Source organism: Streptomyces sp. NBC_00203 (assembly GCF_045206325.1).
Classification (GTDB): domain Bacteria; phylum Actinomycetota; class Actinomycetes; order Streptomycetales; family Streptomycetaceae; genus Streptomyces; species Streptomyces lutosisoli.
The window spans coordinates 2,285,108-2,310,777 of record NZ_CP108126.1; the positions used below are offsets into that span (position 1 = coordinate 2,285,108).

Consider the following 25,670-nt stretch of genomic DNA (forward strand, 5'->3'; position numbering starts at 1 on the left):
GACCGGCCGTCGTACGTACGAAACCGTGGGGCCTAGAGGCCGACCTCGGCCATGAGCATGCCGACCTCGGTGTTCGACAGGCGGCGCAGCCAGCCCGACTTCTGGTCGCCCAGGGTGATCGGCCCGAAGGAGACGCGCACGAGCTTGTCGACCGGGAAGCCGGCCTCGGCGAGCATGCGGCGCACGATGTGCTTGCGGCCCTCGTGGAGGGTCACCTCGACCAGGTAGTTCTTGCCGGTCTGCTCGACGACCCGGAAGTGGTCCGCCTTCGCGTACCCGTCCTCCAGCTGGATGCCGTCCTTGAGCCGCTTGCCCAGGTCGCGCGGGATCGGGCCCACGATGTGCGCGAGGTAGACCTTCTTCACGCCGTACTTGGGGTGGGTCAGCCGGTGCGCCAGCTCACCGTGGTTGGTGAGCAGGATGACGCCCTCGGTCTCGGTGTCGAGCCGCCCGACGTGGAAGAGCCGCGTCTCGCGGTTCGTCACGTAGTCGCCGAGGCACTGACGGCCCTCGTTGTCCTCCATGGTGGAGACGACACCGGCGGGCTTGTTCAGCGAGAAGAACTGGTACGACTGCGTCGCGACCGTCAGTCCGTCGACCTTGATCTCGTCGTTCTCCGGGTCGACGCGCAGACCCTGCTCCAGGACGATCTCGCCGTTGACCTCGACCCGGGCCTGCTCGACCAGCTCCTCGCAGGCACGCCGCGAACCGTAGCCAGCGCGCGCGAGCACCTTCTGCAGCCGCTCGCCCTCCTGCTCGGCGCCCGGGAAGGTCTTGGGCGTCTTGATCTCCGGCTTGCCCGCGTACCGGTCCCGGTTGCGCTCCTCGGCCCGCGTCTCGTACTCGCGGGAGCGCGAGGGCTCCGTACGGCCGCCGCGCTGCTGGCCCTGCCTGGGGCCGCCCTTCGCGCCGCCGCGCGCGGACGCGCCGCGCCCGGACTTCGGGCCGTCCTTGGAGGCGCCGGGGCCCACGTCGTAGCGGCGCTCCTCGGGGCGGGGCTTGCTCTCGCGCTTCGGCTTGTCGTCGCGCCCTGCCTCACTCCTCGGCTGGGAGCCGCGTCCGCCCCCGCTCCTCGGCTGGGAGCCGCGTCCACCGGTCCCTCGGGCGCCGCCGCCCCCACCGGTCCCCCGGGGGTTGCCGCGCCCGCTGTTCCTGCCACTGCCACTGCTTCGCATCAAAGTTCCGTCGTCGTCGTGTCGTCTGCATCTGCATCCGGTGCATCCGGATCGAACGACGGGACCCCTTCCAGCGTCTCTGCCTCGATCGCGTCCGCCTCCGGAAGGAAGGGCGCGAGCTCCGGGAGCTCGTCCAGGCCGCGCAGGCCCATTCGCTCCAGGAAGTAGTTCGTCGTCGTGTACAGGATCGCACCTGTTTCGGGTTCCGTGCCCGCCTCCTCGACCAGACCCCGCTGCAACAGGGTGCGCATCACACCGTCACAGTTCACTCCGCGGACCGCCGAGACCCTGGATCGGCTGACCGGCTGGCGGTACGCGACGACCGCCAGCGTCTCCAGGGCCGCCTGGGTGAGGCGGGCCTGCTGCCCGTCCAGGACGAAGCGTTCGACGGCCGCCGCGTACTCGGGCCGGCTGTAGAAACGCCACCCGCCCGCGATGAGCCGCAGCTCGAAGCCACGGTCCTGGACCGTGTACTCGTCGGCCAGCTCACGCAGCGCGTCCGCGACCTGCCTCCTGGGCCGCTCCAGGATCTTCGCGAGGTGCTCCTCGGTCGCGGGCTCGTCCACGACCATGAGAACGGCCTCCAGGGCAGGCTTGAGATCGAGGTCGGCGACGGTGCGCAGCCCTGTCGGGATCTCGGTGGTGTCCTCGCTCACGCCTTCTCCTTCTTGGCGTCTTTCTTGGCCTCGTCCTTGGCTTCCTCGGGCGGCCGGTCGAACTCGTCCGTCACCGTCGGCTGCTCGTCCCCGTCCCCGCCCGTCCAGCGCACCATCAGGTCCCCCAGCGCCTCTTCCTGGTCGAGCGCGACGGCCTTCTCCCGGTAGAGCTCCAGAAGGGCCAGGAACCGGGCCACGACGGTGAGGGTGTCGTCGGTGTCCTCGACGAGCGCGCGGAAACTGGCCTCCCCGAGCTCCCGCAGCCGCGCCACCACGATCCCGGCCTGCTCCTGCACGCTGACCAGCGGCGCGTGGATGTGATCGACGTACACCTGCGGCTTGGGCCTGGGCTGCATCGCCTTCACGGCGAGCTTCGCGAACCCCTCCGCCCCGATGCTGATGACCACCTCGGGCAGCAGCTCGGCGTGATGGGCTTCGAGCCCGACGGTACGGGGGTAGCGGCGGGCCTCTTCCTCCAGCCGCGCGTTGAAGATGTCCGCGATCTGCTTGTACGCGCGGTACTGGAGCAGCCGCGCGAAGAGCAGGTCCCGCGCTTCGAGGAGGGCCAGGTCACCTTCGTCCTCCACCTCGGCGGAGGGCAGCAGCCGGGCGGCCTTGAGGTCGAGCAGCGTGGCCGCGACGACCAGGAACTCGGTCGTCTGGTCGAGGTCCCAGTCCGGTCCCATGGCCCTGATGTGCGCCATGAACTCGTCGGTGACCTTGGACAGCGCCACTTCGGTGACATCCAGCTTGTGCTTCGAGATCAGCTGAAGCAGCAGGTCGAAGGGCCCCTCGAAGTTCGAGAGCCGCACCTTGAAGACACCGTCACCGGCTTCGGCGGAAGCTTCGGGTTCCACAGAAGCTTTGGGCCCGGCGGGACCTTCGGGTTCCACGAAGGCTTTTGGCTCGTCGGAAGCTTCTGGCTCGGCAGGAGCGCTGGGCTCGGCGGAAGCTTCTGGCTCGGCAGGAGCGCCGGTCTCGGCAGGAGCTTCGGTCCTAGCAGCGGCAGGCGCTTCCTCGACAGCTCCGCCGGCGTTGTGGGCAGTCGTCCCGCTGGGCGGGACGGGTGGGCGCAACGCCCCACGGTCCGCAGACGAAGTGCCGTCCTCGACCACAGGCTCGCCCTCAGCCGCAGGCGGCTCGGGCTCCGCCGAAGGCGGCAGAACCTCGGCCGGAGCCTCAGCCGGGGGCGCCGCCCCGGGCCCCCGCCCCAGCGCACGCCGACGACCGGCGGAGCCACCGGCGGGGACAGGCACGTCGTTCGAGGTCATAGCCGTCGCAGGCTACCGCTACCGCCCGCGGAGCCGTCGTACGAGGATGCTCGCGTCCCCGCGGGATTCCAGATCGGCGAGCACCACGGCGACCGCCTCGCGGACGATCCGTCCACGGTCGACCGCGAGCCCGTGCTCCCCGCGGAGCACCAGGCGGGCGTGCTCGAGGTCCATGAGCTCCTCGGCCGACACGTACACCGTGATCTTCTCGTCGTGCCGCTCCCGCCCGCTGGGCCGGCGGTTGGCGGCACGAGAACGCTTACCGCGGGACGAGGACGACTGCCCGGCGGCAGAACCTTCCTGCGCCGTCTGACGTCGCCCGGAGCGCTCCGGAGCCGCGCCCCGGCTGCGGGACTCTCCGTCGGACTCGGAGTCGGCGGCGACATGTTCGTCGCCCTCGCCGTCACCGCCCTGGACGGGCACCGACTGCGGCGCGTCCTCCCCGGCGGCGGCCGCGTCGCTCTCACCGGCCGGAGCCGGTACCCGGGCCTCGCCGTTGGTCCGGCGTGAGGGTGTGGACGCCTGGAGCGCCATTCCCCCGGTGGTACGGAACAGTTCGTCGGCCCCCGGCAGACTCACTCGGCGTGACACCGGGCGAGCACCTCCCTGGCGAGCTGGCGATAAGCGGCGGCCCCGACGGAGTTGGAGGCGTACGTGGTGATCGGCTCACCGGCGACGGTGGTCTCCGGGAAGCGGACGGTCCGGCCGATCACCGTGTGGTAGACGTGATCGTCGAAGGCCTCCACCACGCGCGCGAGCACCTCACGGCTGTGCACCGTGCGGGAGTCGTACATCGTGGCGAGGATGCCGTCGAGCTCCAGCTCCGGGTTGAGCCGCTCCTGGACCTTCTCGATGGTCTCGGTGAGCAGTGCGACACCGCGGAGGGCGAAGAACTCGCATTCCAGGGGCACGATCACCTTGTGAGCCGCCGTCAGGGCGTTGACGGTGAGCAGGCCGAGCGAGGGCTGACAGTCGATCACGATGTAGTCGTAGTCGGCCATCAGCGGCTTCAGGGCGCGCTGCAGCGTGGACTCGCGGGCGACCTCGCTCACCAACTGCACTTCGGCGGCGGACAGGTCGATGTTGCTGGGCAGCAGGTCCATGTTCGGGACCGCCGTCTTCAGGAGCACCTCGTCGGCCGCCATGCCCCGCTCCATGAGCAGGTTGTAGACGGTGAGGTCGAGCTCCATGGGGTTGACGCCGAGGCCGACCGAGAGCGCGCCCTGCGGGTCGAAGTCGACGAGCAGGACCCGGCGTCCGTACTCCGCGAGCGCGGCACCCAGGTTGATGGTCGACGTCGTCTTGCCGACGCCGCCCTTCTGGTTGCACATCGCGATGATCTTCGCGGGGCCGTGGTCGGTCAGCGGGCCCGGGATCGGGAAGTACGGCAGCGGGCGGCCGGTCGGACCGACGCGCTCACGGCGCTGACGGGCAGCGTCGGGCGCGAGCGTGGCCGCGTACTCGGGATCGGGCTCGTACTCGGCGTCGGGGTCGTAGAAGTGCCCCTCGGGCAGGTCGTCGTAGTCGGCGAAGTGGGTGCGGTTCTCGCCACTTCCGTTGCCGGCCATGGCGTTCACGTGATGGCCATCCATGCTCTGGTGTGCTGTCTGAGTCATCCGGGGACTCTTTTGGGCTGCGAAGGTGCGGACAGCGACGGAGCCGACAGCCTCGAGCCCCGTGGGGCTCTGGCCCCGCGCCGGCATTCCTGGTTGACCACCCCCGGGAGTAAATGTCGACTCATTCACAAGTCGTCTTACCTCCTTGGTGACCAGGAAACTTCTAGATAGGTCAGCGTGGCACCATGCCGACGGTTGGCGACTCTATGGCGTGTCACCGGTCCGCAGCAACACAATCCGCCGGACCCGACCCGATGTGTCGGCAACCGAACACCCCTCTGTCAAGGGCGTAAGGCCGTCGCACAGCAGGTTTCACCGGTGTGCGAATCGGTTAAAGAGTTACCTTCGTGGCGAGTTGAACGAGTGTCGCAAAGTGACCCGAGACACATCCGGCCGGACCTTGTCGGGCAAGGTCCGGCCGGGTGCGCGGTGTTGACGATCTATGTTGACGTATCGCCTTTTACCCGTTGATGACTTAACCGAGCAGGCTCTCCAGCTCGACGTGCTCCAGGCCGAGCGCCTCGGCGACCTCGCGGTAAACCACCTTGCCGTCATGGGTGTTGAGACCCTTGGCGAGCGCGGCGTCACGGCGCAGCGCCTCGACCCAGCCGTTGTCGGCCAGCGACACGATGTAGGGAAGCGTGGCGTTGGTGAGGGCGTTGGTGGAGGTGTTCGGCACGGCGCCCGGCATGTTGGCGACGCAGTAGAAGACCGAGTTGTGCACCTTGAAGGTCGGCTCGGCGTGGGTGGTGGGACGCGAGTCCTCGAAGCAGCCGCCCTGGTCGATCGCGATGTCGACAAGGACACTTCCCGGCTTCATGCGGGACACAAGCTCGTTGGTGACCAGCTTCGGAGCCTTGGCACCGGGGATGAGCACGGCACCGATGACGAGGTCGGCCTCCAGGCAGGCCTTCTCCAGCTCGAAGGAGTTGGACATGACCGCCTTGATCTTGGTGCCGAAGATCTTGTCGGCCTCACGCAGCTTGTTGATGTCGCGGTCGAGCAGGGTCACATCGAAGCCCATGCCGATGGCGATCTGCGCGGCGTTCCAGCCGGAGACTCCACCGCCGATGACGACGGCCTTCGCCGGGGTCACACCCGGGACACCGCCCGGCAGGACGCCACGGCCGCCGGCCGCGCGCATCAGGTGGTAGGCGCCGACCTGCGGGGCGAGGCGGCCCGCGACCTCGGACATCGGGGCGAGCAGCGGCAGCGCGCGGCTGGGCAGCTCGACGGTCTCGTACGCGATCGCCGTGGTGCCGGACTCCAGGAGCGCGTCCGTGCACTCCTTGGAAGCGGCCAGGTGCAGGTAGGTGAAGAGCGTCTGGTCCTTGCGGAGGCGGTGGTACTCCTCCGCGATGGGCTCCTTGACCTTCAGCAGCAGGTCGGCGGTGGCCCAGACCTCGTCGGCGGTGCCGAGGATCTGCGCGCCGGCGGACACGTACTCGCCGTCCGTGATCGAGGAGCCGACACCGGCGTTCTGCTCGATGAAGACCTGGTGGCCGTGGCGCACCAGCTCGTGCACGCCGGCGGGGGTGATGGCCACCCGGAACTCGTTGTTCTTGACCTCGCGGGGGATGCCGACCTTCACGTCGATCACGGTCCTTGACTCAGAGGGTTCTGGGGCTATGCATGGCCGGGGCGATGCAAGCCGGGGCAATGCATGTCATACCCGGATACACGGGGGCGCACCGGGAGACACCACGAAAGAACGCAGCGGAGCCAGTTTAATGAAGGGATTCCCTCTGTCTAGCCTTTCAATGCATCAATCTTCGGCGGATGCACTACGGATTTCGTAGGCGTTAGCGCCCTGTTCCATGGCCATCACGCCCTCCGGGAGCTCGTCACCGAGCATTCGCTCGGCCGCCCCGCGGTGCAGCCGGGCGGCGGCGGGGTCCCCGAGCCGGTCCAGGGTGTCGGCCAGCCGGAGCTGCAGCGCGGCCTGCAGCCGGACGTCGTCGGCGCGGCGCGCCCACTCGACCGCCTCCTGGCAGGTGCGCAGTGACTCCTCGGGGCGCCCGGCGTACTCCTGGACGCGCGCCAGCTCGCTCAACGCCCGCGCCTGGGCAGCCACATCGTCGTTCCTGCGGTGCCCGGTGACGGCGGCGCGCCAGTTGCGCAACGCCTCGCCGTAGCGGCCCGCGTAGGTGTGCGCGGTGGCGATACGGCCGTACAGCCGGGCCGCGTCCACGCGCTCGTCGCGCGCCAGCCGCTCGGCGAGCGCCCTGCCGTACCAGTCGGCGGCCCGGTCGTAGTCCCCCAGCTCCTGATGGGCGCCGCCTACGGATTCCATCGCGCGGCCGGTCGCGTACGGGTCATTTGCTTCGCGTCCGGCGTCCAGCGCGGCCCGGTAGCGGGCGAGGGCCTCGGCCGTCCGGCCGGTCTGCGCGTCCAGGTCGGCCAGGTTCAGCAGGGCCGCGGCCTTCTCGCGGGGCAGGTTCCGGCGCTCGGCGACGTCCAGGACGAGCCGGTGGATGCCGTACAGCTCGGGCGCGGCCGCCCGCGTACCGACGTGCGCGACCATCGCCCTCACCAGCGCGGCCATGAGGCGGCGGGCCAGCGTGTCCAGCTCGCCGTCGGCGACCGCCAGCCGAGCCGAGGCGAGCAGCGCGGGCTGCCGGATGCGCAGCCAGTCGGCGGCCGCCCGGGGGTTCGGGAAGCGCAGGGCGCGGGGCATCCCGGCGAGCTTCTCGCGGGCGGGCGAGCTGTCGGTCTCGGTGATCGCGCGGCAGGACACCAGCAGCCGTACGGTCCGCTCCAGCATCCTGGCGCGGGCCAGCTGCAGCTCGGCCGGGCGGTCGTGGGTGTCGGTGAGGGCGCGCAGCAGCGGCAGCAGACAGCCGGGCACCTCGTACTGCGGCAGCGGCGACTCGACAGGCCGCACGAGCCCGAGGCCGGCGAAGTCGTCCAGGGTGGCGCGGGCGGCGCCCACCGAGCAGCCGGCGAGCGCGGACGCGGTGTGCGGGTCGACGAGGCCCGCGGGGGCCAGGGAGAGCAGTCGCAGTATCCGCGCGGCGGTGGTCGGCAGCGAGGCGTAGGTGAGCCGGAAGACGCGGGCCAGCGGCGAGCCCTCCTCGCCGTCGGTGCGCAGCTGCTTGGCGAGGTCGGCGACGGCCGACTGCGGGCGGGCCGCGAGCCAGCCGCCGGCGAGCACCAGGGCGGCGGGCTGGCCCGCGCACAGTTCGACCAGCCCCTCGGCGGCGAGCGGGTCGACGGTGATGCGCACCGAGCCGGTGAAGCGGTCGAGGAGTTCCAGGGCGGACTTGGTGTCCAGGCCGCCCAGAGTGCAGGGGCGGACGTCCGCGATGCCGGTCAGCGGCCCGCCGGAGACGGCGACGACCAGGCACTCCGGGGTGTCCGGCAGCAGCGCGTCGACCTGTCCGGCGTCGGCCGCGTCGTCGAGCAGGAGCAGCGCGCGGCGGGTGGCGAGGGCCTCGCGCACCGCCTCGCTCAGGTCGTCGGCGGCGGCCCCGGGCGGCGTGGGCCGGTCCAGGGCGGTGAGCAGTTCCCGCGCGGTGCGTTCGGTGGGTACCGGAGTGCCGTCGGGCTCGGTGAGCCGGGCGCGCAGCACCCCGTCGGGGTAACTCTCGGCGACCTGCCCTGCGAGCTCTTCGGCGAGCGCGGTGCGGCCCGATCCGGGCTTGCCCGCGATGAGCAGCACGCGCGCGCGTGGCGCCTTGCGACCGGAGAGGGTGTCGAGGCCCGCGCGCGCGATGTCGGCCCGGAGTTCCTTCAACTCTCTTGTACGGCCCAGGAACTGACCCTCCGTGGGAGCGGACCCGGCAGCCGGGCGCTGCCCCTTGGCCGACACTTTCGTGCCGCCGATGTCCACCGCCTGATCCGTCACGGGCCACACTCCCGTCCCACTGCACGCTGGGGCCCGCCGGGACTCCGGTTCGGGCGTTTCCAGAGCCTAGTTCACGCTCTGCGACGATCTGGGAGGAGCGCGGCGGACACGTCCCCCGATCGGATCAGGCGATCGTAGGACTGACGGCATCGGGGTGACGTCAGAGGTGGATCAGACCTCGAAGGGACGCGCGGGCCACGGCGCCTCCGCCGGGCGCAGCGCTTCGAGGCCGTCGCCATGACGCGCGGCCACCAGCGCAAGGACGCCGACGACCAGGCAGTTGTTGTGCAGATCACCGGCGAGCACCCCGCGCACGAGCTCGTCGACGGAGACCCTGGCCAGCTCCATGTCGGCCTCTTCGTCCTCGACCTCGAAGCGCCGGCCCTCGGCCTCGGAGATATTGCGGGCGAGGAAGATGCGGACGGCCTCGTCGCAGCCGCCGGGCGTGGTGAAGACGTCGGTCAGCACGCGCCAGTCCTCGGCCTTGACGTGCGCCTCTTCGTACAGCTCGCGCTGGGCGGCGTGCAGCGGGTTCTCGCCCGGGATGTCGAGCAGGCCCGCCGGGATCTCCCAGAGCTTGTGGCGCACGGGGTGGCGGTACTGGCGGATGACGAGTACGCGGTCCTCGTCGTCGAGGGCGAGGACGGCCACGGAGCCGGGGTGTACCTGGTAGTCGCGGCGGGCGACCGATCCGTCGGGCATGACCACGTCGTCGGTGCGCACCGAGGTCTTGTTGCCCTTGAAGGGGGTCTCGGTCGCCCGGACCTCCCACTCCTCGGTGGTGTCCTTGATCGTCATGGCCTGCCCTTCCCACACGTACAAAAGGAAACCGGTCACGGCCGAAAGGAATCGGCCACAGCGAGGCTGCAACGGAAACCGGGGCGCGCACCTCGAAAGACGCGCACCCCGGCCACCGTACAACCCTTGTGCTACTTACCCGTCTTGCGCTCCACGGCGGCCTTGACCAGGCCGGCGAAGAGCGGGTGCGGGCGGGTCGGACGGGAGCGCAGCTCGGGGTGCGCCTGCGTCCCGACCAGGTACGGGTGGACGTCGCGCGGGTACTCGACGTACTCGACCAGCTTGCCGTCCGGGGAGGTGCCGGAGAACTGCAGACCGGCCTTCTTCTCCAGCTCGGCGCGGTAGGCGTTGTTCACCTCGTAGCGGTGGCGGTGGCGCTCCTCGACGTACTCCTTGCCGTCGTACACCTCGCGCACGATGGAGCCCTCGGCGAGCTTGGCCGGATACATACCCAGGCGCATCGTGCCGCCCATGTCGCCCTCGCCCGCCACGATGTCGAGCTGCTCGGCCATGGTGGAGATCACCGGGTGGGCGGTCGCGGAGTCGAACTCGGTGGAGTTGGCGTCCGCGATGTCGGCCAGGTTGCGCGCGGCCTCGATCACGATGCACTGCAGGCCCAGACACAGGCCGAGCAGCGGGATCTTGTTCTCGCGGGCGTACTGGATGGCGCCGACCTTGCCGGAGACACCGCGGTCGCCGAAGCCGCCGGGAATGCAGATCGCGTCGACGTCGCCGAGCTGCTGCGCGGCGCCCGCCGGGGTCCTGCAGTCGTCCGAGGTGACCCACTTGATCTTCACGCGGGCCTTGTTGGCGAAGCCGCCCGCGCGCAGGGCCTCGGTGACCGAGAGGTAGGCGTCGGGCAGGTCGATGTACTTGCCGACGAGCGCCAGGTTGATCTCGTGGAGCGGGTTGTGGACGCGGTCGAGCAGGTCGTCCCAGGTCGTCCAGTCCACGTCGCGGAAGGGCAGGTCGAGCTTGCGTACGACGTACGCGTCCAGGCCCTCGGTGTGCAGGACCTTCGGGATGTCGTAGATCGACTTGGCGTCGATGGCCGCGACGACGGCCGCCTCGTCGACGTCGCACATCAGCGAGATCTTGCGCTTGATCGCGGTCGGCACGTCGCGGTCGGCGCGCAGCACGATCGCGTCCGGCTGAATACCGATGTTGCGCAGCGCCGCAACCGAGTGCTGCGTCGGCTTCGTCTTCAGCTCCCCGGACGGGCCGATGTACGGGAGGAGCGAGATGTGCACGACGAACACGTTGTCGCGGCCGACCTCGTGACGGACCTGGCGGACCGTCTCCAGGAACGGCAGGGACTCGATGTCGCCGACCGTGCCGCCGACCTCCGTGATGACGACGTCGACGTCGTCGGTGGCCATGCGGCGGATGCGGTGCTTGATCTCGTTGGTGATGTGCGGAATGACCTGAACCGTGTCGCCCAGGTACTCGCCGCGCCGCTCCTTGGCGATGACCGTCGAGTACACCTGGCCGGTGGTGACGTTGGCCGAGCCGTCCAGGTCCACGTCGAGGAAGCGCTCGTAGTGACCGATGTCCAGGTCGGTCTCGGCGCCGTCGTTGGTGACGAACACCTCGCCGTGCTGGAACGGGTTCATGGTGCCCGGGTCGACGTTCAGGTACGGGTCGAGCTTCTGCATCGTGACCCGCAGACCCCGCGCCTTGAGCAGCGCGCCCAGGCTGGAGGCGGTCAGACCCTTGCCGAGGGAGGAGGCGACACCCCCGGTGACGAAGATGTGCTTGGTCGTCGAGGCTGTGCTGTTTCGAAAAGCAGCGGGCGGCATGGCCAAGAGGGGGCTCCCGTGGTCTCGGTCTGGGGTGCGTGCGGCGTGGGGTCCGGAGATTTCCGGAGGTGCCGTCGCTGCGGTTCGGGGGTTTCTTGCCCACCGGTCCACGGGCTACCAGGGTATCAGCGACAGAACGAGACCGCTTCCGGCCACGCTCCGCGCACACGTCGGCACAGACCCCGCACAGCACCCACTCGACACTCGCTCGCCGCTCACTCGATCGGACGAGTCGGGTTACCGGGAGCGGCACGCGGATCTTCCAGGTGCGTCGTATCCTGCTCGGACACTCGCTGCCGAGCCCGGCCCGACACACGGCACCATCCCCGCCCGTATCCCGGAACAACGAGAGCTCGTCAGTGCGTTTCGAAACGACAATCGCACCGCCCACCGCACCGACAATTGACGTTTCGCAGCGACGCATGATCAACGTTCCGCACACTACTGACGTTCCTTAGTACCGACGTTTCGCATTACCAACGTTCCCTGACCGCAGAGCGACCGCCCCTCGGGGGGCGACGTGGCCGTTCGACTGGAGATGCACGTGGCCGGGCGCATCGAGGACTACGCACTCATCGGAGACATGCAGACAGCGGCGCTGGTCTGCAGGGACGGCACAGTCGACTGGCTGTGCCTGCCCCGCTTCGACTCCCATGCCGTCTTCGCAGGACTGCTCGGCACGGAGGAACACGGATTCTGGCGGCTGGGCCCGGCGCACGCGGCCGACGCCGAACCCCCGACGGCGGCGCGCCGCAGATACCGCGGCGACTCGCTGATCCTCGAATCCGAGTGGGACACCCCGCGCGGCACGGTCCGCGTGACCGATTTCATGCCCCCGCGCGACGGCGCGCCGCAGCTGATCCGGATCGTCGAGGGCGTCACGGGCCGGGTGCCGATGCGCTCCGCGCTGCGGATGCGTTTCAGCTACGGCCGCGTGGTGCCCTGGGTGCACAAGCACGAGGGGCGCACGGTCGCCGTCGCCGGGCCCGACTCGGTGTGGTTCGACACCGCCTGCGAGACCTACGGCAAGGCACTGACCACCTACGCGGACTTCACGGTGGCGCCCGGCGACCGGATCGCGTTCACCATCTCGTGGGAACCCTCGCACAAGCAGCCCCCCGCGCTGCCCGAGCCCGAGCAGTCGCTGGAGGCCACCGAGGACTTCTGGCGCGACTGGGTCGAGCAGTGCACGTACCACGGCCCCTACCGTGAGGCCGTCGTCCGCTCGCTGATCACGCTGAAGGCCCTGACCTACGCGCCCACGGGCGGCATCGTCGCCGCGCCCACCACCTCCCTCCCGGAGGAGATCGGCGGCGTACGCAACTGGGACTACCGCTACACCTGGCTCCGCGACGCCGCCATCACCCTCTCCTCGCTGCTGCGCACCGGCTATCGCGAGGAAGCCCGCGCCTGGCGCGAGTGGCTGCTGCGCGCCGTCGCCGGCGACCCGGAGAACCTGCAGATCATGTACGGCATCGCGGGCGAACGGGAGTTGGGCGAGGCGGAGCTCGACTGGCTTCCCGGATACGAGAATTCGACGCCCGTACGGGTCGGGAACGGCGCCGCGCACCAGCTCCAGCTCGATGTGTACGGCGAGGTCACCGAGGCCCTGCACCTGGCCCACATGACGGGCCTGTCCCGCAACGACTACGCCTCGCTGCTCCAGCTGAAGCTGATCCGCTACCTGGAGAACCACTGGGACCAGCCGGACGAGGGCATCTGGGAAGTCCGAGGTCCACGACGGCACTTCGTTCACTCCAAGGTGATGGCCTGGGTCGCCGTCGACCGCACCATCAAGCTCATCGAGTCCGGCGACGCGGACGGCCCGCTGGAGAAGTGGCGCGAACTGCGCGACGACATCCACCGGGACGTGTGCGAGAAGGGCTACGACAAGGAGCGCAACACGTTCACGCAGTCGTACGGCTCCAAGGAGCTGGACGCCTCGCTGCTTCTCATCCCGCAGATGGGCTTCCTGCCCCCGGACGACAAGCGCGTGATCGGCACCATCGAGGCGATCCAGCGCGAGCTGTCCACCCCGGACGGCTTCATCCTGCGCTACCCGACCACCGGTGAGGACGCCGGCGTGGACGGCCTGGAGGGAGACGAGGGCGCCTTCCTCGCCTGCTCGTTCTGGATGGCGGACGACCTGGCGATGATCGGCCGCGTCGACGAGGCCCGCAAGCTCTTCGAGAGGCTGCTGGCGCTCAGGAACGACCTCGGTCTGCTCGCCGAGGAGTGGGACCCGCGGCTCCAGCGGCAGGTGGGCAACTTCCCGCAGGCGTTCAGTCACGTTCCGCTGATCGACACGGCGCTAAGGCTGACGGCCTCGGGGGCGTACGGCGGCTGAACAGGACCGATCCGCCGTGCCCGCCTAGCCTGGACATAGTCCTGTCCCCTGCTGGAAGGGGGCGGCTGCCATGGCTCCCCTCGGGAAGGCGGGCGCGGCGCTCGCCGCGCTCCGCGCGGACCTGACCGGTGAGGTGTTCGCCCCGGACGACCCCGGGTACGACGACGCCCGGACGATCTTCAACGCGATGATCGACAAACGCCCCGCCGTGATCGCGCGATGCGAGAGCGAGGCCGAGGTAGCCCGTTCGGTGCGCTTCGCGCGGGACCTGGACCTGCCGATCGCGGTGCGCGGCGGCGGCCACAGCGTGTCGGGCATGTCGCTCAACGACGGCGGCCTGGTCATCGACCTGCGCCGGATGCGGACGGTGACGGTCCATCCGGGTTCCGAGACGGTACGGGTGGAGGGCGGCGCCATCATGAGCGACCTCGACCTGGCCACCCAGCCGTACGGCCTGGCGACGACCGGCGGCCGCGTCTCGACCACCGGCGTCGGCGGCTTCGTACTCGGCGGCGGGAACGGCTGGCTCGACCGGTCGTTCGGCCTCGCCGCCGACAATCTGCTCGGCATAGAACTGGTGACGGCCGACGGGACGTCGGTCCGGGCCACCGACCACGAGAACGCGGAACTCTTCTGGGCCCTGCACGGCGGCGGCGGGAACTTCGGCGTCGCCACCGCGCTCACCCTGAAGCTGCACCCGCTGCCGGAATTGTCCATCGCCCTGCTGATGTCCCAGCCGGACGCCGGCCCGGACCTGATCCGCGTCTACCGCGAGGTCATCGAGAACGGCCCGTCGGAAGCGGGCGGCGCCGTCATGTATACGACGGGCCCGCCCGAGGAGTTCGTCCCCGAGCACATGGTCGGCAAGCTGCTGTGCGCCGTTCTCCTCACGTACGTCGGCGGCGAGGAAGATCTGCGCAAGCTCGCCCAGCCGCTGCTGGCGCTGCCGCACGAGGCCGAGATGCTCACCGCCATCCCCTACCCCGACCTCCAGTGCATGCTCGACGACCCGCCCGGCCTGCGGAACTACTGGTCGGCGGAGTATCTGACAGGTCTGCCCGACGAACTCGTGGACGTGTTCTGCGCCCTCGGCGAGTCCGTGCCCGTGCCCACGGGAACCCAGCATGTGCTGTTCCCGCAGGGCGGCGCCATCGCCTCGGGCCCGGCCCGCTTCCCGGTCCCCTACCGGGACGCACCCTGGGGCGTGCACCCCTTCGGAATCTGGGAGGACCCGGCCGACGACGAGCGCTGCGTCCAGTGGGTCGGGGAGGTCCGCGCGGGCGTCCGGCCGTGGAGCACCGGCGCGGTCTACCTCAACTTCATCGGGAACGAGGGCGCGGACCGGGTCGTGGCCGGCCTCGGCACCGGGAACCTCCGGCGGCTGGCCGCGGTGAAAGCGGAATACGACCCCGACAACGTCTTCCGCTTCAACCACAACATCGCGCCGGTGCCTAGCTGACGGCGGCGATCACCTCCTGGGCGGCACGCTCGCCTTCGGTCGCGCCGCCCTCCATGAAGCCTTGGAAGTCGTACGAACAGTGCTCGCCGCCGATGTGGATGTTGCCCTGGGCGACCCCCTCGTAGCCCGCGTACCGGTGGAGATAGCCCACGGGCCAGTACGAGTAGGCGCCCAGGGAGTACGGGTTGAGGTGCCAGGCGGAGAGCTGGGCCTTGCCGGTCCAGGCCGCCGACGTACCGGGGAAGAAGGCGTCGATGCCGGCGAGGTACTTCTTCGCGAGGCCGGTGACGTACGGATCGTTCTCGTACGAGAACGGGCTCGCGGGCGCCAGCGACTTGGCGAGGCTGCCGCCGCCGTACTGGATGAGGATGCCGCCCGTGCCCGGCTGGACCTTGGTGGCGTCCCAGGTCTGCTGGACCTCGGTGTCGGTGAAGCACTCGCCGGCGGACACGCCGGGCCAGGCGCCCGTGCCGCGCCAGGGACGGCTGGAGAACTGCATATTGAGCTTGGTGCAGTAGCCCATGCGGGCGTCGCGCAGCAGGTTCGTCATCCGGGTGTCGAAGGCGGCCTGGGTGAGGTCGAGCCGCTGGAGGACCGGCAGCGGCACGCACAGGACGGTGTGGTCGGCGGTGACGGTGCGGGTGGCACCGGACTCGGTGAACGTCAGCGTCTGCGTGCCGTCGCTGTTGGCCTTCACCGCGTCGAGAGACCAGCCCTGGAGGATCGTGTCGTCGGGCAGGTAGTCGGCGATGGCGTGCGGGAGTTGGTCGTTGCCGCCGGTGATGTGGTAGCGCTCGTTGGACAGGCCCCAGATGTTGAAGTTGCCGGGATTGGTCTGGTAGCCCATCAGCAGGACGAGGGCGAGCGCGGACTGGTCGGTGGTGTCGGCGCCGTACTCGACGTTGTACGCGACGTCGAAGAGACGTCCGAGGGGCGAGTCGTGACCGCCCGGCACACGGGACTCGATCCAGTCGTACAGCGACATGTTGTCGAGGGCGGTGCCCGCCGCCGTGGTCTGGTTCCAGAAGACCTCGCCGGAGTTCTGCAGGTCCTGGTGGAGGGCCTGGTAGACGGCCTTGAAGTCCTCGTCGGCCTGGTCACGCGAGTAGTACCCGCCGTCGAACCAGAGGACTTCCTCGGCTCCGTTGGGCCCGCCGCCGAGGAAGTCCTCGGTCGGCAGCCCGAAGCGGCGGCACAGCTCCAGCATCTTCTTGTGGCTGGTGTCGATCAGCTCGCCGCCGATCTCGGAGGTCTGGCCGTACGCCCAGTGGTCGCGCTGCGAGTACATGCGGCCGCCTACGCGGTCCGGGTTGGCCTCGTAGAGCGTGCAGGCGAGGCCCGCGTCGTTCAGGGTGAGGGCGGCGGTGAGCCCGGCGATTCCGGCGCCCACGACGGCGATACGGGGAGCGGACGCGGCCGCGGTGGTCTGGGCGGCGGTGGCTCCGGGTGCCGCCGCGAGACCCGTCGCGGTGGCGAGTCCGACGGCTCCGGCTCCCTTCAGGACGGCGCGGCGGCTCAGCCGCTGCCCCCGCAACTCGGCGACGGGGATGCCCAGTCGGCGTGCGGCGGCGTGGTCGGCGGCCAGGCTGCGCAGGACGTGCATCGTGTTCGTACGGGACACAGTGCTGCTCCTCAGACGGTGGCAGAGGCTTGCTGGACGTCGTCCGTGCGCTCGGCCGCGTCCTCCAGGACGATCCGGCCGATGACGGCGTAGCGCTCGGGCTGTCTGACCTTGAGGTAGAACCCGAGGCCGAGGCCGCCGAAGAAGACCAGGCCGACGATCCACGGGATGGCCTTGAAGAAGAGCGAGTCCGCCGCCGTACCCGCGGCGGTGTCCAGGTTCAGCACCAGCAGCACGACCACGGCGATCATGCCGATCCCGCCGATCAGGGGCGCGGTGAAGGTCCTGAACCAGTGCCGGTCCTCGGGGTGGTTCGTTCGGAAGTAGCCGATGACCGCGAACGAGCACAGCGTCTGCACGATGAGGATCGCCATCGTGCCGAGGATCGCGAGCAGCGTGTAGAGGTGGATGTACGGGTCCTGCCCGGTCAGCCAGAAGGCGGCCACGAGCGCGACGGCGATGACGGACTGGACGAACGAGGCGATGTACGGGGAGCCGTGCCGCGCGTGCGTACGGCCCAGGGCCGGGTGCAGGAAGCCCTCGCGCCCGATCGCGTACAAGTAGCGTGCCGCGCACTGGTGGAAGGCCATGCCGCAGGCGAACGAGCCGGTGATCAGCAGCCACTGGAAGGCGTCGACCGCCCAGGCGCCGATGAAGGCGTGCGCCGGGTCGAAGAACAGGTCGAGGGGGCTCGTGCCGGAGGAGATCTTGACCGAGCCCTTCAGGCCGTTGCCGGCGATCGTCATCCAGGAGACGTAGATGTAGAACAGTCCGACGCCGACGACCGAGATCAGCGTGGCGCGCGGGATGACCCGCTTCGGGTCGCGGGACTCCTCGCCGTACATCGCCGTCGACTCGAACCCGACCCACGACCAGAAGGCGAAGAACAGACCGAGCCCGGCCGAGGTCCCGGTGAAGGCGTTCTTCGGATTGATGGGCTCTACAGGGATGCCGTCCGGGCCGCCGCCGTGGACGAGCACAGCGGTGGCCACCGCGAACAGCACGGCGATCTCGGCGATCAGCATCACGCCGAGGGCCTTCGCGGTGAGGTTGATGTCGAAGTACGACAGGACGGCTGTGACGGCGAGCATGGCGGCCGCGTAGAGGATCCACGGCAGGTCGACACCCAGCTGGTCGTCGACCGTGGTCTTCGCGAAGTACGAGAAGACGCCGACGATGGACGCCTCGAAGACGATGTACGCCATCACGGCGAGCATTCCGGAGGCCATCCCGGCGATCCGGCCCAGACCGTGCGAGATGTAGCCGTAGAAGGCTCCCGCGGCAGTGATCCGCTTGGCCATGGCGACGTATCCGACGGAGAAGACCGTCAGCACGACCGTGGCGAAGAGATAGCCCGCGGGCGCGCCCGTGCCGTTGCCGAACCCGACCGCGATGGGGAGGTTGCCCGTCATCGCGGTGATCGGCGCGGCGGTGGCGACCGCCATGAACACGACGCCCACCAGACCTACGGAATTCGCTTTGAGGCGATGCACCTCTCGCGTGGGTGTTTCTACCATTCCCGCCCCTCCCAGTATGTCAGCTCAACGAAATCCGAAGATCATTCGTCGATTTCTTGCGGATGCGACAGTTTGGCGACATGGTGACGCACGCCACAACAGACACGAGGTCGCGTATTTCCGGCAGGGGAGCGACGCATTGTCGCGCACATGACCTCCGCGACGTCGCCCGTAACGGGTCGGAGATGTGCCCGGAACGTCTGCGCAGGTAGCGTCCGCTGCATGGACAGCCGTTACGACACGCAAGGCGCCGGAATCACCGTGCAGCGGGCACTGGAACTGCCCGGGCTGCGCAGCGGGCTGCCGGAGATCCTCGCGGGGGCCGACCGGCTGCAGCGCACCGTGCGCTGGGTGCACGCGGGCGAGGTCCCGAACATCGCCTCGCTCCTCAAGGGCGGCGAACTGCTCCTGACCACGGGCTACGGCCTCGGCACCCGCCCGGCCGACCAGCGCGCCTTCGTCCGCACCCTCGCCGAACGCGGCATCGCGGCGCTCGTCGTGGAGCTCGGACCGCGCTTCACCCGGCTGCCCGCGGCCCTCGTGGAGACGGCGCGCACCGCCGGACTCCCCCTGGTCCAGCTGCACCGTGAGGTGCCGTTCGTGACGGTCACGGAGGAGATCCACACCGAGATCGTCAACGGCCACTACGCACTGCTCCAGCAGGCCGAGGAGGTGCACCGGCGATGTACCGAGGCGCTCCTCGGCGGCGGCGGTGTCCCCCAAGTCCTCTCCATCCTGGCCGACTTCAGCGGCAATCCCGTCTTCCTGGAGACGGCCGACGGCCAGCTCCTGTACGCCGCCGGGGCCGGGACCGGGTCTTCGGGCGCCGATCCGCTCCAGGTGTGGGAGGGGCTGCGCGGCCAGCACAAAGAGGAGCCGCCCGCCGGGACGATCCTCGTGGACGTGCCGGGCGGCGGCCCCGGCACCGGCTCGGTACGGGCCCGGCTGGTCCTCCTGCCCGTCAGCTCCCCTGTCGCCCCGGTGCACCGGATCGCAGCGGAGCGTGCCGCGGGCATCCTGGCCGTCGTCCTGATGCAGGCCCGCCAGGAGGAGGAGCTCGCCGCGCGCGGTCGCGGCGACTTCCTCACCGACCTCGCGGAGGGCCGCATCGCGGCCGAGGACGCGCCCGCGCAGGCCCGCGTGCTCGGATTCAAGCCCGGCGCGAGCCCGCTCCTGCCCGTCGTGATGCGACTCGCCGACGGCCTGTCGCCCGGCGGCGGCTGGGCCGTCCTGGCCCGCGCGGTCGCCGAGGAGCTGGCCTCCGTGGGCGTCCCGGTCCTGCTGGGCGTACGCCCGGTCGAGGGCCGCGTCCCGCTCCTGCTGGGCCTGCGCTCGGAGTCCGAACGCGCGGCCGTGGCGGACCGGGTCGCGGCGGCGCTGCGGGCAGGCGTGGAGCGCGCGGGCATGCAGCGCCCCGGGGCGCAGCCACCGGTGGTGGTCGTCGGCGTCGCGGGCGGCTGGGCGGCGGCCTCGGCGGGCCTGCGGCACGCGGCGGAGACGGCGACGGCGGCGCAGGGCCTGTCGGACCGCCCCTGGTACGACGCCCGCCGCCTGGACATCGACCTGCTCCTGTGGCGGCTGCGCGACCACCCGGACCTGGCGGCCTTCGTGGACCGCGCGATCGGCCCCCTCCGCGACCACGACAACCGCTCCAAGCCACCGCTCCTGCCCACCCTGGAGACGTACTTGGCCCACGCGGGCCGCAAGGCGGAGACGGCCCGCGAACTGCACCTCAACCGGCAGACCCTCTACAACCGGCTCGCCCGGATCGGTGAGTTGCTGGGCACGGACCTGGACGACCCGCAGACGGTACTGGCGTTGAGCCTGGCGCTGCGGGCCCGGAGGCATGTGCCGTAGCCGGCCCAGACACCGGTACCGCGTCACGCGGTCAGCCCAAAGGCCGGTGCTGCGTCAACTCGTCGTAGACGCTCAGCACTTGGGCGACCGTCTCGTCCTCGGTCGGCCAGGTGGCGGCCTGTCGGGCGCCCTTCTCCTGGAGAACCTCTCGGCGAGCGGGATCACCGAGCAGGCGTACGACGGCTTCGGCGAGCGCCTCCGCATCGCCGTACGGAACGAGTTCGGCCGCGTCGCCGACCAGTTCGGGGACGCCCCCGACCGCGGTCGCGACGAGCGGCACGCGCGCGTGGAGGGCCTCTTGCGCGAGGACGGAGCGGGATTCCCAACTGCTGGGCAGCAGCGCGATCTCGGCGGCCGCGAGGAGCTCCGTGATGTCGTCACGCCGCCCGATCAGCCGGACGGGCAGTCCTTCGTCCTCGATACGGCGCTGCAGAACAGTCCGGAGCGGCCCCTCCCCCGCGATCACGAGCAGCGGCGCGGGATCGAGGTGACGCCAGGCTCGCGCGGCGTCCAGCAGGGTGTCGTAACCGCGATGCCGGTCGAGGGAGCCGACCGCCATGAGCAACGGGCGGTCGATGGCGCCGAGTTCGGCCCGCGCCTTGTGCCGCAGCCGGTCGGGGTCACCCAGCTCGACCGGGGTGCGCGGCACCGGGAAGGCGACGGCGGCGAGCCGCGCGTCCCGCGCTCCCCTGCTGCGCGCCCGGTCCACGAGGTCGGAGGAGGTACCGAGGACGACAGCGGCGGCCTTCGCCACCCGCCGCTCAAGGAGCCGCAGCAGATGGGCCCGTGCCCCCTCCGCGTGCGAGCGCGTGTGCCAGGTGACGACGAGCGGCACGCGCCGCCCACTGAGCGCGAGCGCGGCCCTGAGCGCCGCGTGCAGCCCGTGCGCGTGCACGAGGTCGGCGTCCGCGCAGGCCGTCCGCAGCGCGGCCACGGAGGCGGGGTCACTGCTGCGCGGCACGGGAACGTGCTGTGCGCCCACGCCGGTGAACCCGTACGCGTGATCGGCCTCGGCGGGGGCGCACACGGTGACCCGCACGCCCCGGGCGACGAGCCCCGAAGCCAGCGACCGCACATGCGCACTGCTGCCCGCGCTCCCGCCGCCGAGCACCTGCACGGTGCGCAGCGGCGACTGGCCGTGCGGTGAGTGGCTGCTCACGTGGCTCACGTGGCCGGGGCTCCTGGTTCGGCGTCGGACGGTCACGAAGAAACGTACAGAAGGATCGTGCAGAGGGGGGGTGTACCGCACGTCGTGCTCCGCGTACTACGCCAAGGATGCCAGGCCGCACGGGCGTTCCGGGACCACCACCGGACGACGGTCGCGACGGCATGGGCAACTCGCCGGGCGCGCGGTCACTCACACGAGTGAGAAGTAGCGGGGTTTTGGGCGGGCTTGGGGGCGGGACGGGGAGCAGGGGTCCAGTTCTTGCGCTCGCGCTCCCCGTGGGCGGTGACACCGGGCGCGTTGGAGCGCAGGGTGGTGAGGGCGGCGCGGGGTGAGGTCCAGGGCGGTACCGAATCCAACACCCGAGGGGCCCGCGGAGCGGGCCTGATACGGGGAACGCGGAGCGGTCGAAAACAGGCGGGCGGTTGGGAAACCGCCGCGGAGCGGCGAAGCTTGGACCGCGGAGCGGTCAAGGCGACGCCGCGGAGCGGCGGGGAAGCCCCCGCTACCCGTCGGCGCGCGCCGTCGCCAGCAACTCCTCCGCATGCGCCCGAGCCGTCTCCGAGTCCTCCTGCCCCGCAAGCATCCGGGACAGCTCCCGAATCCGCTCCTCGCCCTCCAGGACCTTCACCCCGGACCGAGTCACCGACCCGTCGTTCGTCTTCTCGACCAGCAACTGCCGATCGGCGAAGGCGGCCACCTGCGGCAGATGCGTCACCACGACCACCTGCGCGGTCTTGGCGAGCCGGGCCAGCCGTCGCCCGATCTCGACCGCGGCCTTGCCGCCCACACCGGCGTCGACCTCGTCGAACAGATACGTCGGCACAGGATCCGTACCCGCGAAGACGACCTCGACCGCGAGCATCACCCGCGACAGCTCACCGCCCGACGCCCCCTTGGCGATGGGCCGCGGCGGCGCCCCGGGGTGCGGGGCGAGCAACAGCTCGACCTCGTCGACGCCCGCGGGACCGTACGCGACCGTGCGCCCGCCGAGTTCCACGCCCTCCGGGTCGTCGGTCTGCCGGATCTCGAAGGACACGCGCGCGTGCGGCATGGCGAGCGAGGCCAGCTCGGCGGTCACCGCGGCGGCGAACCGCTCGGCGGCCTCCGTACGGGCGTCCGTCAGCGCCTGGGCGAGCCCGCCCAGTTCGGTCCGCAGGGCGTCCCGTTCGCCGGTCAGCTCGTCGATCCGCTCGTCGTCGCCTTCGAGTTCGAGGAGGCGCGCGGAACCCTGCTCGGACCACGCGAGCACGGCGTCGATGTCCTCGCCGTACTTCCGGGTCAGCTGGGTGAGCGCGGCCCGCCGCTCCTCGACCGCCGCGAGCCGCAGCGGGTCGGCGTCGAGGTCATCGGCGTACCCGGCAAGGTCGCCCGCCACATCGCGCAGCAGGATCCCGACCTCCCCGATCCGCCCGGACAGCGCGGCGAGGGCGGAGTCGTGGGACCGTACGGCCTCCAGAGCCCGGTGCGCGCCCGCGACGAGCGTGGCGGCGTCGATGCCCTCCGGGTCCTCGGGATTGCCCGCGAGCGCGGCGTGGGCGGCCGTGGCGGCCGATGCGAGCGCCTCCGCGTGGCCGAGCCGCTCGGCCTCGGCGGCCAGCTCGACGTCCTCGCCGGCGCGCGGCTCGACCGCTTCGATCTCGTCGAGCCCGAAGCGCAGCATGTCGGCTTCCTGGGCCCGTTCCCGCGCGCGCGTGGTGATCTCGTCCACCTCGGCCGAGATCGCCCGCAGCCGTCGGTACGCGCCCGCGTACTTGGCGAGCGGCACGGCGACGGCGTCGCCCGCGTACCGGTCGAGCGCCTGCCGCTGCCGGGACAGCTTGAGCAGCCCCTGCTGGTCGGTCTGCCCGTGCACGGCGACGAGCTCGTCCGCGAGCTCGGCGAGCACTCCCACCGGCACGGAGCGCCCGCCCAGGTGGGCCCGCGAGCGCCCCTCGGCCGAAACGGTACGGCTGATCAGCAGCGCCCCGTCGTCGAGTTCGGCCCCGGCCTCCTCGGCCCGTACGACGGCCGTCCCGCCCGGAGGTACGGCGATGCGCCCCTCCACGACGGCGTTCTTGGCGCCGATCCGCACAAGGGCGGGATCAGCGCGCCCGCCCAGCAGCAGCCCGAGGCTGGTGACCACCATCGTCTTGCCCGCACCGGTTTCACCCGTCACGGCGGTGAAGCCGGGCGACAGCTCGACGACAGCGTCGTCGATGACTCCGAGCGACCGTATCCGCATCTCCTCCAACACGGACACGACCTTACGAGGTCGGGGCCCGGCTGTGCGACGCCCCCCGCCCCGCTGCCACGAAGCCCCAGGTGACAAGCACCTACAAACGGCACCTTGTCACCCCGGGGAGTGGACGCGCCCCATAGGGGCGCGGGGAACTGCGCGACCAGCCACAGACGGCCCGCAGCCGCGCATACGCCCCCAGCCCCTCCCCCGGAGCGTCAGTGCGGCGCCCCCCGCCACCCAGAAACCGGCAACGCGAACTTGGCCACCAGCCGATCAGTGAACGAAGCATGGTGCAGCCGAGCCAACCGCACCGGCACAGCCCCCCGCCGAACCTCCACCCGAGCCCCCGGAGGCAACTCCACCGTCCGCCGCCCGTCACACCACAAAACCCCCGGCGGGATGTGCGGCAACACCTCCACCGCGAGCACCGAGTCCGGCGAGGTCACCAACGGCTTCGCGAACAGCGCATGCGCACTGATCGGCACCATCAGCAGCGCCTCGACCTCCGGCCACACCACAGGCCCGCCCGCGGAGAAGGCATACGCGGTCGACCCGGTAGGCGTCGCGCACACGATCCCGTCGCAGCCGAACCCCGTCACCGGCCGCCCGTCGATCTCCAGCACCACCTCAAGGAGCTTCTCGGCGCCGGCCTTCTGCACGGCCGCCTCGTTCAGCGCCCAGTCGGTGTGCACGATGTCGCCGTTGCTGTGCACGACGACATCGACGGTCATCCGCTCCTCGACCTCGTACGCCTTGGTGACGACCCGGTCGACCACCTTGTCGAGGTCGTCGCGCTCGGCCTCCGCGAGGAAGCCGACGCGCCCGAGGTTGACGCCGAGCATCGGCACCCCGGAGGCGCGGGCGAACTCGGCGCCGCGCAGCAGCGTGCCGTCACCGCCGAGCACGATCAGCAGCTCGGCGCCGTCGAGGCACTGCGGAGTCGCCTCCTTGACCAGCTCCACCTCGTCCGGCAGCGGCAGATCGGCCGCCTCCGCCTCCAGGACCCGTACGCCGATCCCGGAGCGCAACAGCCCCTGGACGACCAACTCGGCGCTGCGGATGGCTGCCGGCCGCCCGGTGTGGGCCAGCAGGAAAACAGTACGAGCTCGGGTCTGAGTCAACGCGGCCCCTCCGCCACTGCACGGTCAACGTCGGCCGGGTCGAGTTCGGGTGCCCCGGCCCGCAGCCACAGAAAGTACTCGACATTGCCCGAGGGTCCGGGCAATGGGCTTGCGGTCACACCCTTCACTCCGAGCCCCAGTTGACGGGCTCGCTCGGCCACTCCGCGCACGGCCTCCGCGCGCAGTTCGGGGCTGCGTACGACACCGCCGCTCCCCAGCCGTTCCTTCCCCACTTCGAACTGCGGTTTCACCATCATCACCAGGTCGGCATCCGGCGCCGCGCACCCCACCAGGGCGGGCAGCACCAGTCCGAGCGGGATGAAGGACAGATCCCCGACGACAAGATCCACGGGCTCCCCATCGATCGCCTCCAACGTCAACTCGCGTACGTTCGTACGGTCCTTGACGGTGACGCGTTCATCGCTCTGAAGAGACCAGGCGAGTTGTCCGTAACCGACGTCGACGGCGACGACATGGGCGGCGCCCGCGCGCAGCAGTACGTCGGTGAAGCCACCGGTGGACGCTCCGGCGTCCAGCGCCCGCCGGCCCTCGACCTTCAGCCCCTGCGGTACGAAGGCCGCCAGGGCGCCCGCGAGCTTGTGTCCGCCGCGCGAGACGTAGTCGGGGTCGCTGTCGTCCTGGGTGACCACGATCGCGGCCGCGGTCTCCACCTGTGTGGCGGGCTTGGTCGCGAGGGTCTTGCCGACGCTGACCCGCCCCGCGGCGATCAGCTGGCTGGCGTGCTCGCGCGAGCGCGCCAGTTTCCGGCGGACCAGCTCGGCGTCGAGACGGCGGCGTGCCACTCCTGCCACGTTCGGTTCAGCTCCTGCGGTCGTACGGTGCGGGGGGCGCCGGAGGTCCCGGGCGTGCGTCGAGCGCGGTGAGCGCGTCGCGCAGCCCCCCGTGTACATCCTCGTACACCTCAAGGTGTCCGTCCGTGGCGAGGTGGTCGGCGTCGGCCAGCCGGTCGAGCTGGGCGTCGACCTCGGCGTTGCCGGTGGGGACGCGGGGCACCCCCACCGGGGCCGGGGCGGGGGGATCGTACGCGGGTTCGACCGCGGGCTCGGCATCCCGCTCACCGTCCGGCTCGGGTCCGACCGCGAGCCCGGCGCCCGGCTCGACGCCCGGTCCGACGGCTGTCCCGGGCTCCGGTGCCCTCGCATCCTGCCGGACCTCGGTCTCCGGCCATGAGTCGCTCAT

At 70.8% G+C, this 25,670-nt stretch carries 19 protein-coding genes; 3 read left to right on the forward strand and 16 right to left on the reverse strand.

Going from position 1 to position 25,670, the window contains the following annotated elements; genetic code table 11:
* Nucleotides 1-32 precede the first annotated feature (32 nt).
* The 9 genes from OG975_RS10560 to OG975_RS10600 form a co-directional block, all read right to left on the reverse strand.
* Nucleotides 33-1,175 (reverse strand): pseudouridine synthase, encoded by a 1,143-nt coding sequence (locus OG975_RS10560; RefSeq protein ID WP_406328876.1) that lies wholly within the window; start codon nt 1,173-1,175, stop codon nt 33-35.
* Complete coding sequence (gene scpB, locus OG975_RS10565) at nt 1,175-1,831, reverse strand: SMC-Scp complex subunit ScpB (RefSeq protein WP_406328877.1); 657 nt, start codon at nt 1,829-1,831, stop codon at nt 1,175-1,177. The genes OG975_RS10560 and scpB overlap by 1 nt, the downstream gene beginning before the upstream one ends.
* Nucleotides 1,828-3,102 carry a segregation/condensation protein A gene (locus OG975_RS10570; protein ID WP_406328878.1) on the reverse strand — a complete coding sequence of 425 codons (1,275 nt, stop codon included), beginning with the start codon at nt 3,100-3,102 and terminating at the stop codon, nt 1,828-1,830. The genes scpB and OG975_RS10570 overlap by 4 nt, the downstream gene beginning before the upstream one ends.
* An 18-nt stretch (nt 3,103-3,120) precedes the next feature.
* Entirely contained in the window at nt 3,121-3,693 is a 573-nt protein-coding gene (locus OG975_RS10575; RefSeq protein ID WP_406328879.1) for a hypothetical protein, read from the reverse strand.
* Nucleotides 3,678-4,805: a ParA family protein gene (locus OG975_RS10580; RefSeq protein ID WP_327427651.1), complete on the reverse strand. Its 1,128-nt coding sequence runs from the start codon at nt 4,803-4,805 to the stop codon at nt 3,678-3,680. The genes OG975_RS10575 and OG975_RS10580 overlap by 16 nt, the downstream gene beginning before the upstream one ends.
* 388 nt (nt 4,806-5,193) lie before the next feature.
* A complete protein-coding gene (ald, locus tag OG975_RS10585) occupies nt 5,194-6,318 on the reverse strand; it encodes an alanine dehydrogenase (RefSeq protein WP_406328880.1) in 1,125 nt (374 codons plus the stop codon).
* Nucleotides 6,319-6,483: 165 nt separating this feature from the next.
* Nucleotides 6,484-8,565 carry a tetratricopeptide repeat protein gene (locus tag OG975_RS10590; RefSeq protein WP_406328881.1) on the reverse strand — a complete coding sequence of 694 codons (2,082 nt, stop codon included), beginning with the start codon at nt 8,563-8,565 and terminating at the stop codon, nt 6,484-6,486.
* A 171-nt stretch (nt 8,566-8,736) separates the two neighbouring features.
* Nucleotides 8,737-9,363, reverse strand: coding sequence for an NUDIX domain-containing protein (locus OG975_RS10595; RefSeq protein ID WP_406328882.1), 627 nt, complete (start codon nt 9,361-9,363; stop codon nt 8,737-8,739).
* Nucleotides 9,364-9,494: 131 nt separating this feature from the next.
* Entirely contained in the window at nt 9,495-11,162 is a 1,668-nt protein-coding gene (locus tag OG975_RS10600) for a CTP synthase (protein WP_406336231.1), read from the reverse strand.
* Nucleotides 11,163-11,700: 538 nt separating this feature from the next.
* Here OG975_RS10600 and OG975_RS10605 point away from each other — a divergent pair.
* Nucleotides 11,701-13,509 carry a glycoside hydrolase family 15 protein gene (locus tag OG975_RS10605; protein WP_406336232.1) on the forward strand — a complete coding sequence of 603 codons (1,809 nt, stop codon included), beginning with the start codon at nt 11,701-11,703 and terminating at the stop codon, nt 13,507-13,509.
* Nucleotides 13,510-13,579: 70 nt separating this feature from the next.
* Complete coding sequence (locus OG975_RS10610) at nt 13,580-14,968, forward strand: FAD-binding oxidoreductase (RefSeq protein WP_406328883.1); 1,389 nt, start codon at nt 13,580-13,582, stop codon at nt 14,966-14,968.
* Here the strand turns inward: OG975_RS10610 and OG975_RS10615 are convergent.
* A complete protein-coding gene (locus OG975_RS10615; RefSeq protein ID WP_406328884.1) occupies nt 14,961-16,589 on the reverse strand; it encodes a flavin monoamine oxidase family protein in 1,629 nt (542 codons plus the stop codon). The genes OG975_RS10610 and OG975_RS10615 overlap by 8 nt on opposite strands.
* Nucleotides 16,590-16,600: 11 nt before the next feature.
* Entirely contained in the window at nt 16,601-18,106 is a 1,506-nt protein-coding gene (locus tag OG975_RS10620; RefSeq protein WP_406328885.1) for an APC family permease, read from the reverse strand.
* A 222-nt stretch (nt 18,107-18,328) separates the two neighbouring features.
* Between OG975_RS10620 and OG975_RS10625 the strand changes: the two genes are divergently transcribed.
* Complete coding sequence (locus OG975_RS10625; protein ID WP_406328886.1) at nt 18,329-19,963, forward strand: PucR family transcriptional regulator; 1,635 nt, start codon at nt 18,329-18,331, stop codon at nt 19,961-19,963.
* A gap of 31 nt (nt 19,964-19,994) precedes the next feature.
* Here the strand turns inward: OG975_RS10625 and OG975_RS10630 are convergent, their stop codons facing one another.
* From OG975_RS10630 to OG975_RS10650, 5 genes are all read right to left on the reverse strand, one after another.
* Complete coding sequence (locus tag OG975_RS10630; protein ID WP_406328887.1) at nt 19,995-21,131, reverse strand: glycosyltransferase family 4 protein; 1,137 nt, start codon at nt 21,129-21,131, stop codon at nt 19,995-19,997.
* A 502-nt stretch (nt 21,132-21,633) separates the two neighbouring features.
* On the reverse strand, nt 21,634-23,364 hold the full coding sequence (recN, locus tag OG975_RS10635) for a DNA repair protein RecN (protein ID WP_406328888.1): 1,731 nt from the start codon (nt 23,362-23,364) through the stop codon (nt 21,634-21,636).
* 200 nt (nt 23,365-23,564) lie between these two features.
* Nucleotides 23,565-24,470 (reverse strand): NAD kinase, encoded by a 906-nt coding sequence (locus OG975_RS10640; RefSeq protein ID WP_327427660.1) that lies wholly within the window; start codon nt 24,468-24,470, stop codon nt 23,565-23,567.
* Nucleotides 24,467-25,282 (reverse strand): TlyA family RNA methyltransferase, encoded by an 816-nt coding sequence (locus tag OG975_RS10645; RefSeq protein WP_406328889.1) that lies wholly within the window; start codon nt 25,280-25,282, stop codon nt 24,467-24,469. The genes OG975_RS10640 and OG975_RS10645 overlap by 4 nt, the downstream gene beginning before the upstream one ends.
* 7 nt (nt 25,283-25,289) lie before the next feature.
* Entirely contained in the window at nt 25,290-25,670 is a 381-nt protein-coding gene (locus OG975_RS10650) for a hypothetical protein (RefSeq protein WP_406328890.1), read from the reverse strand.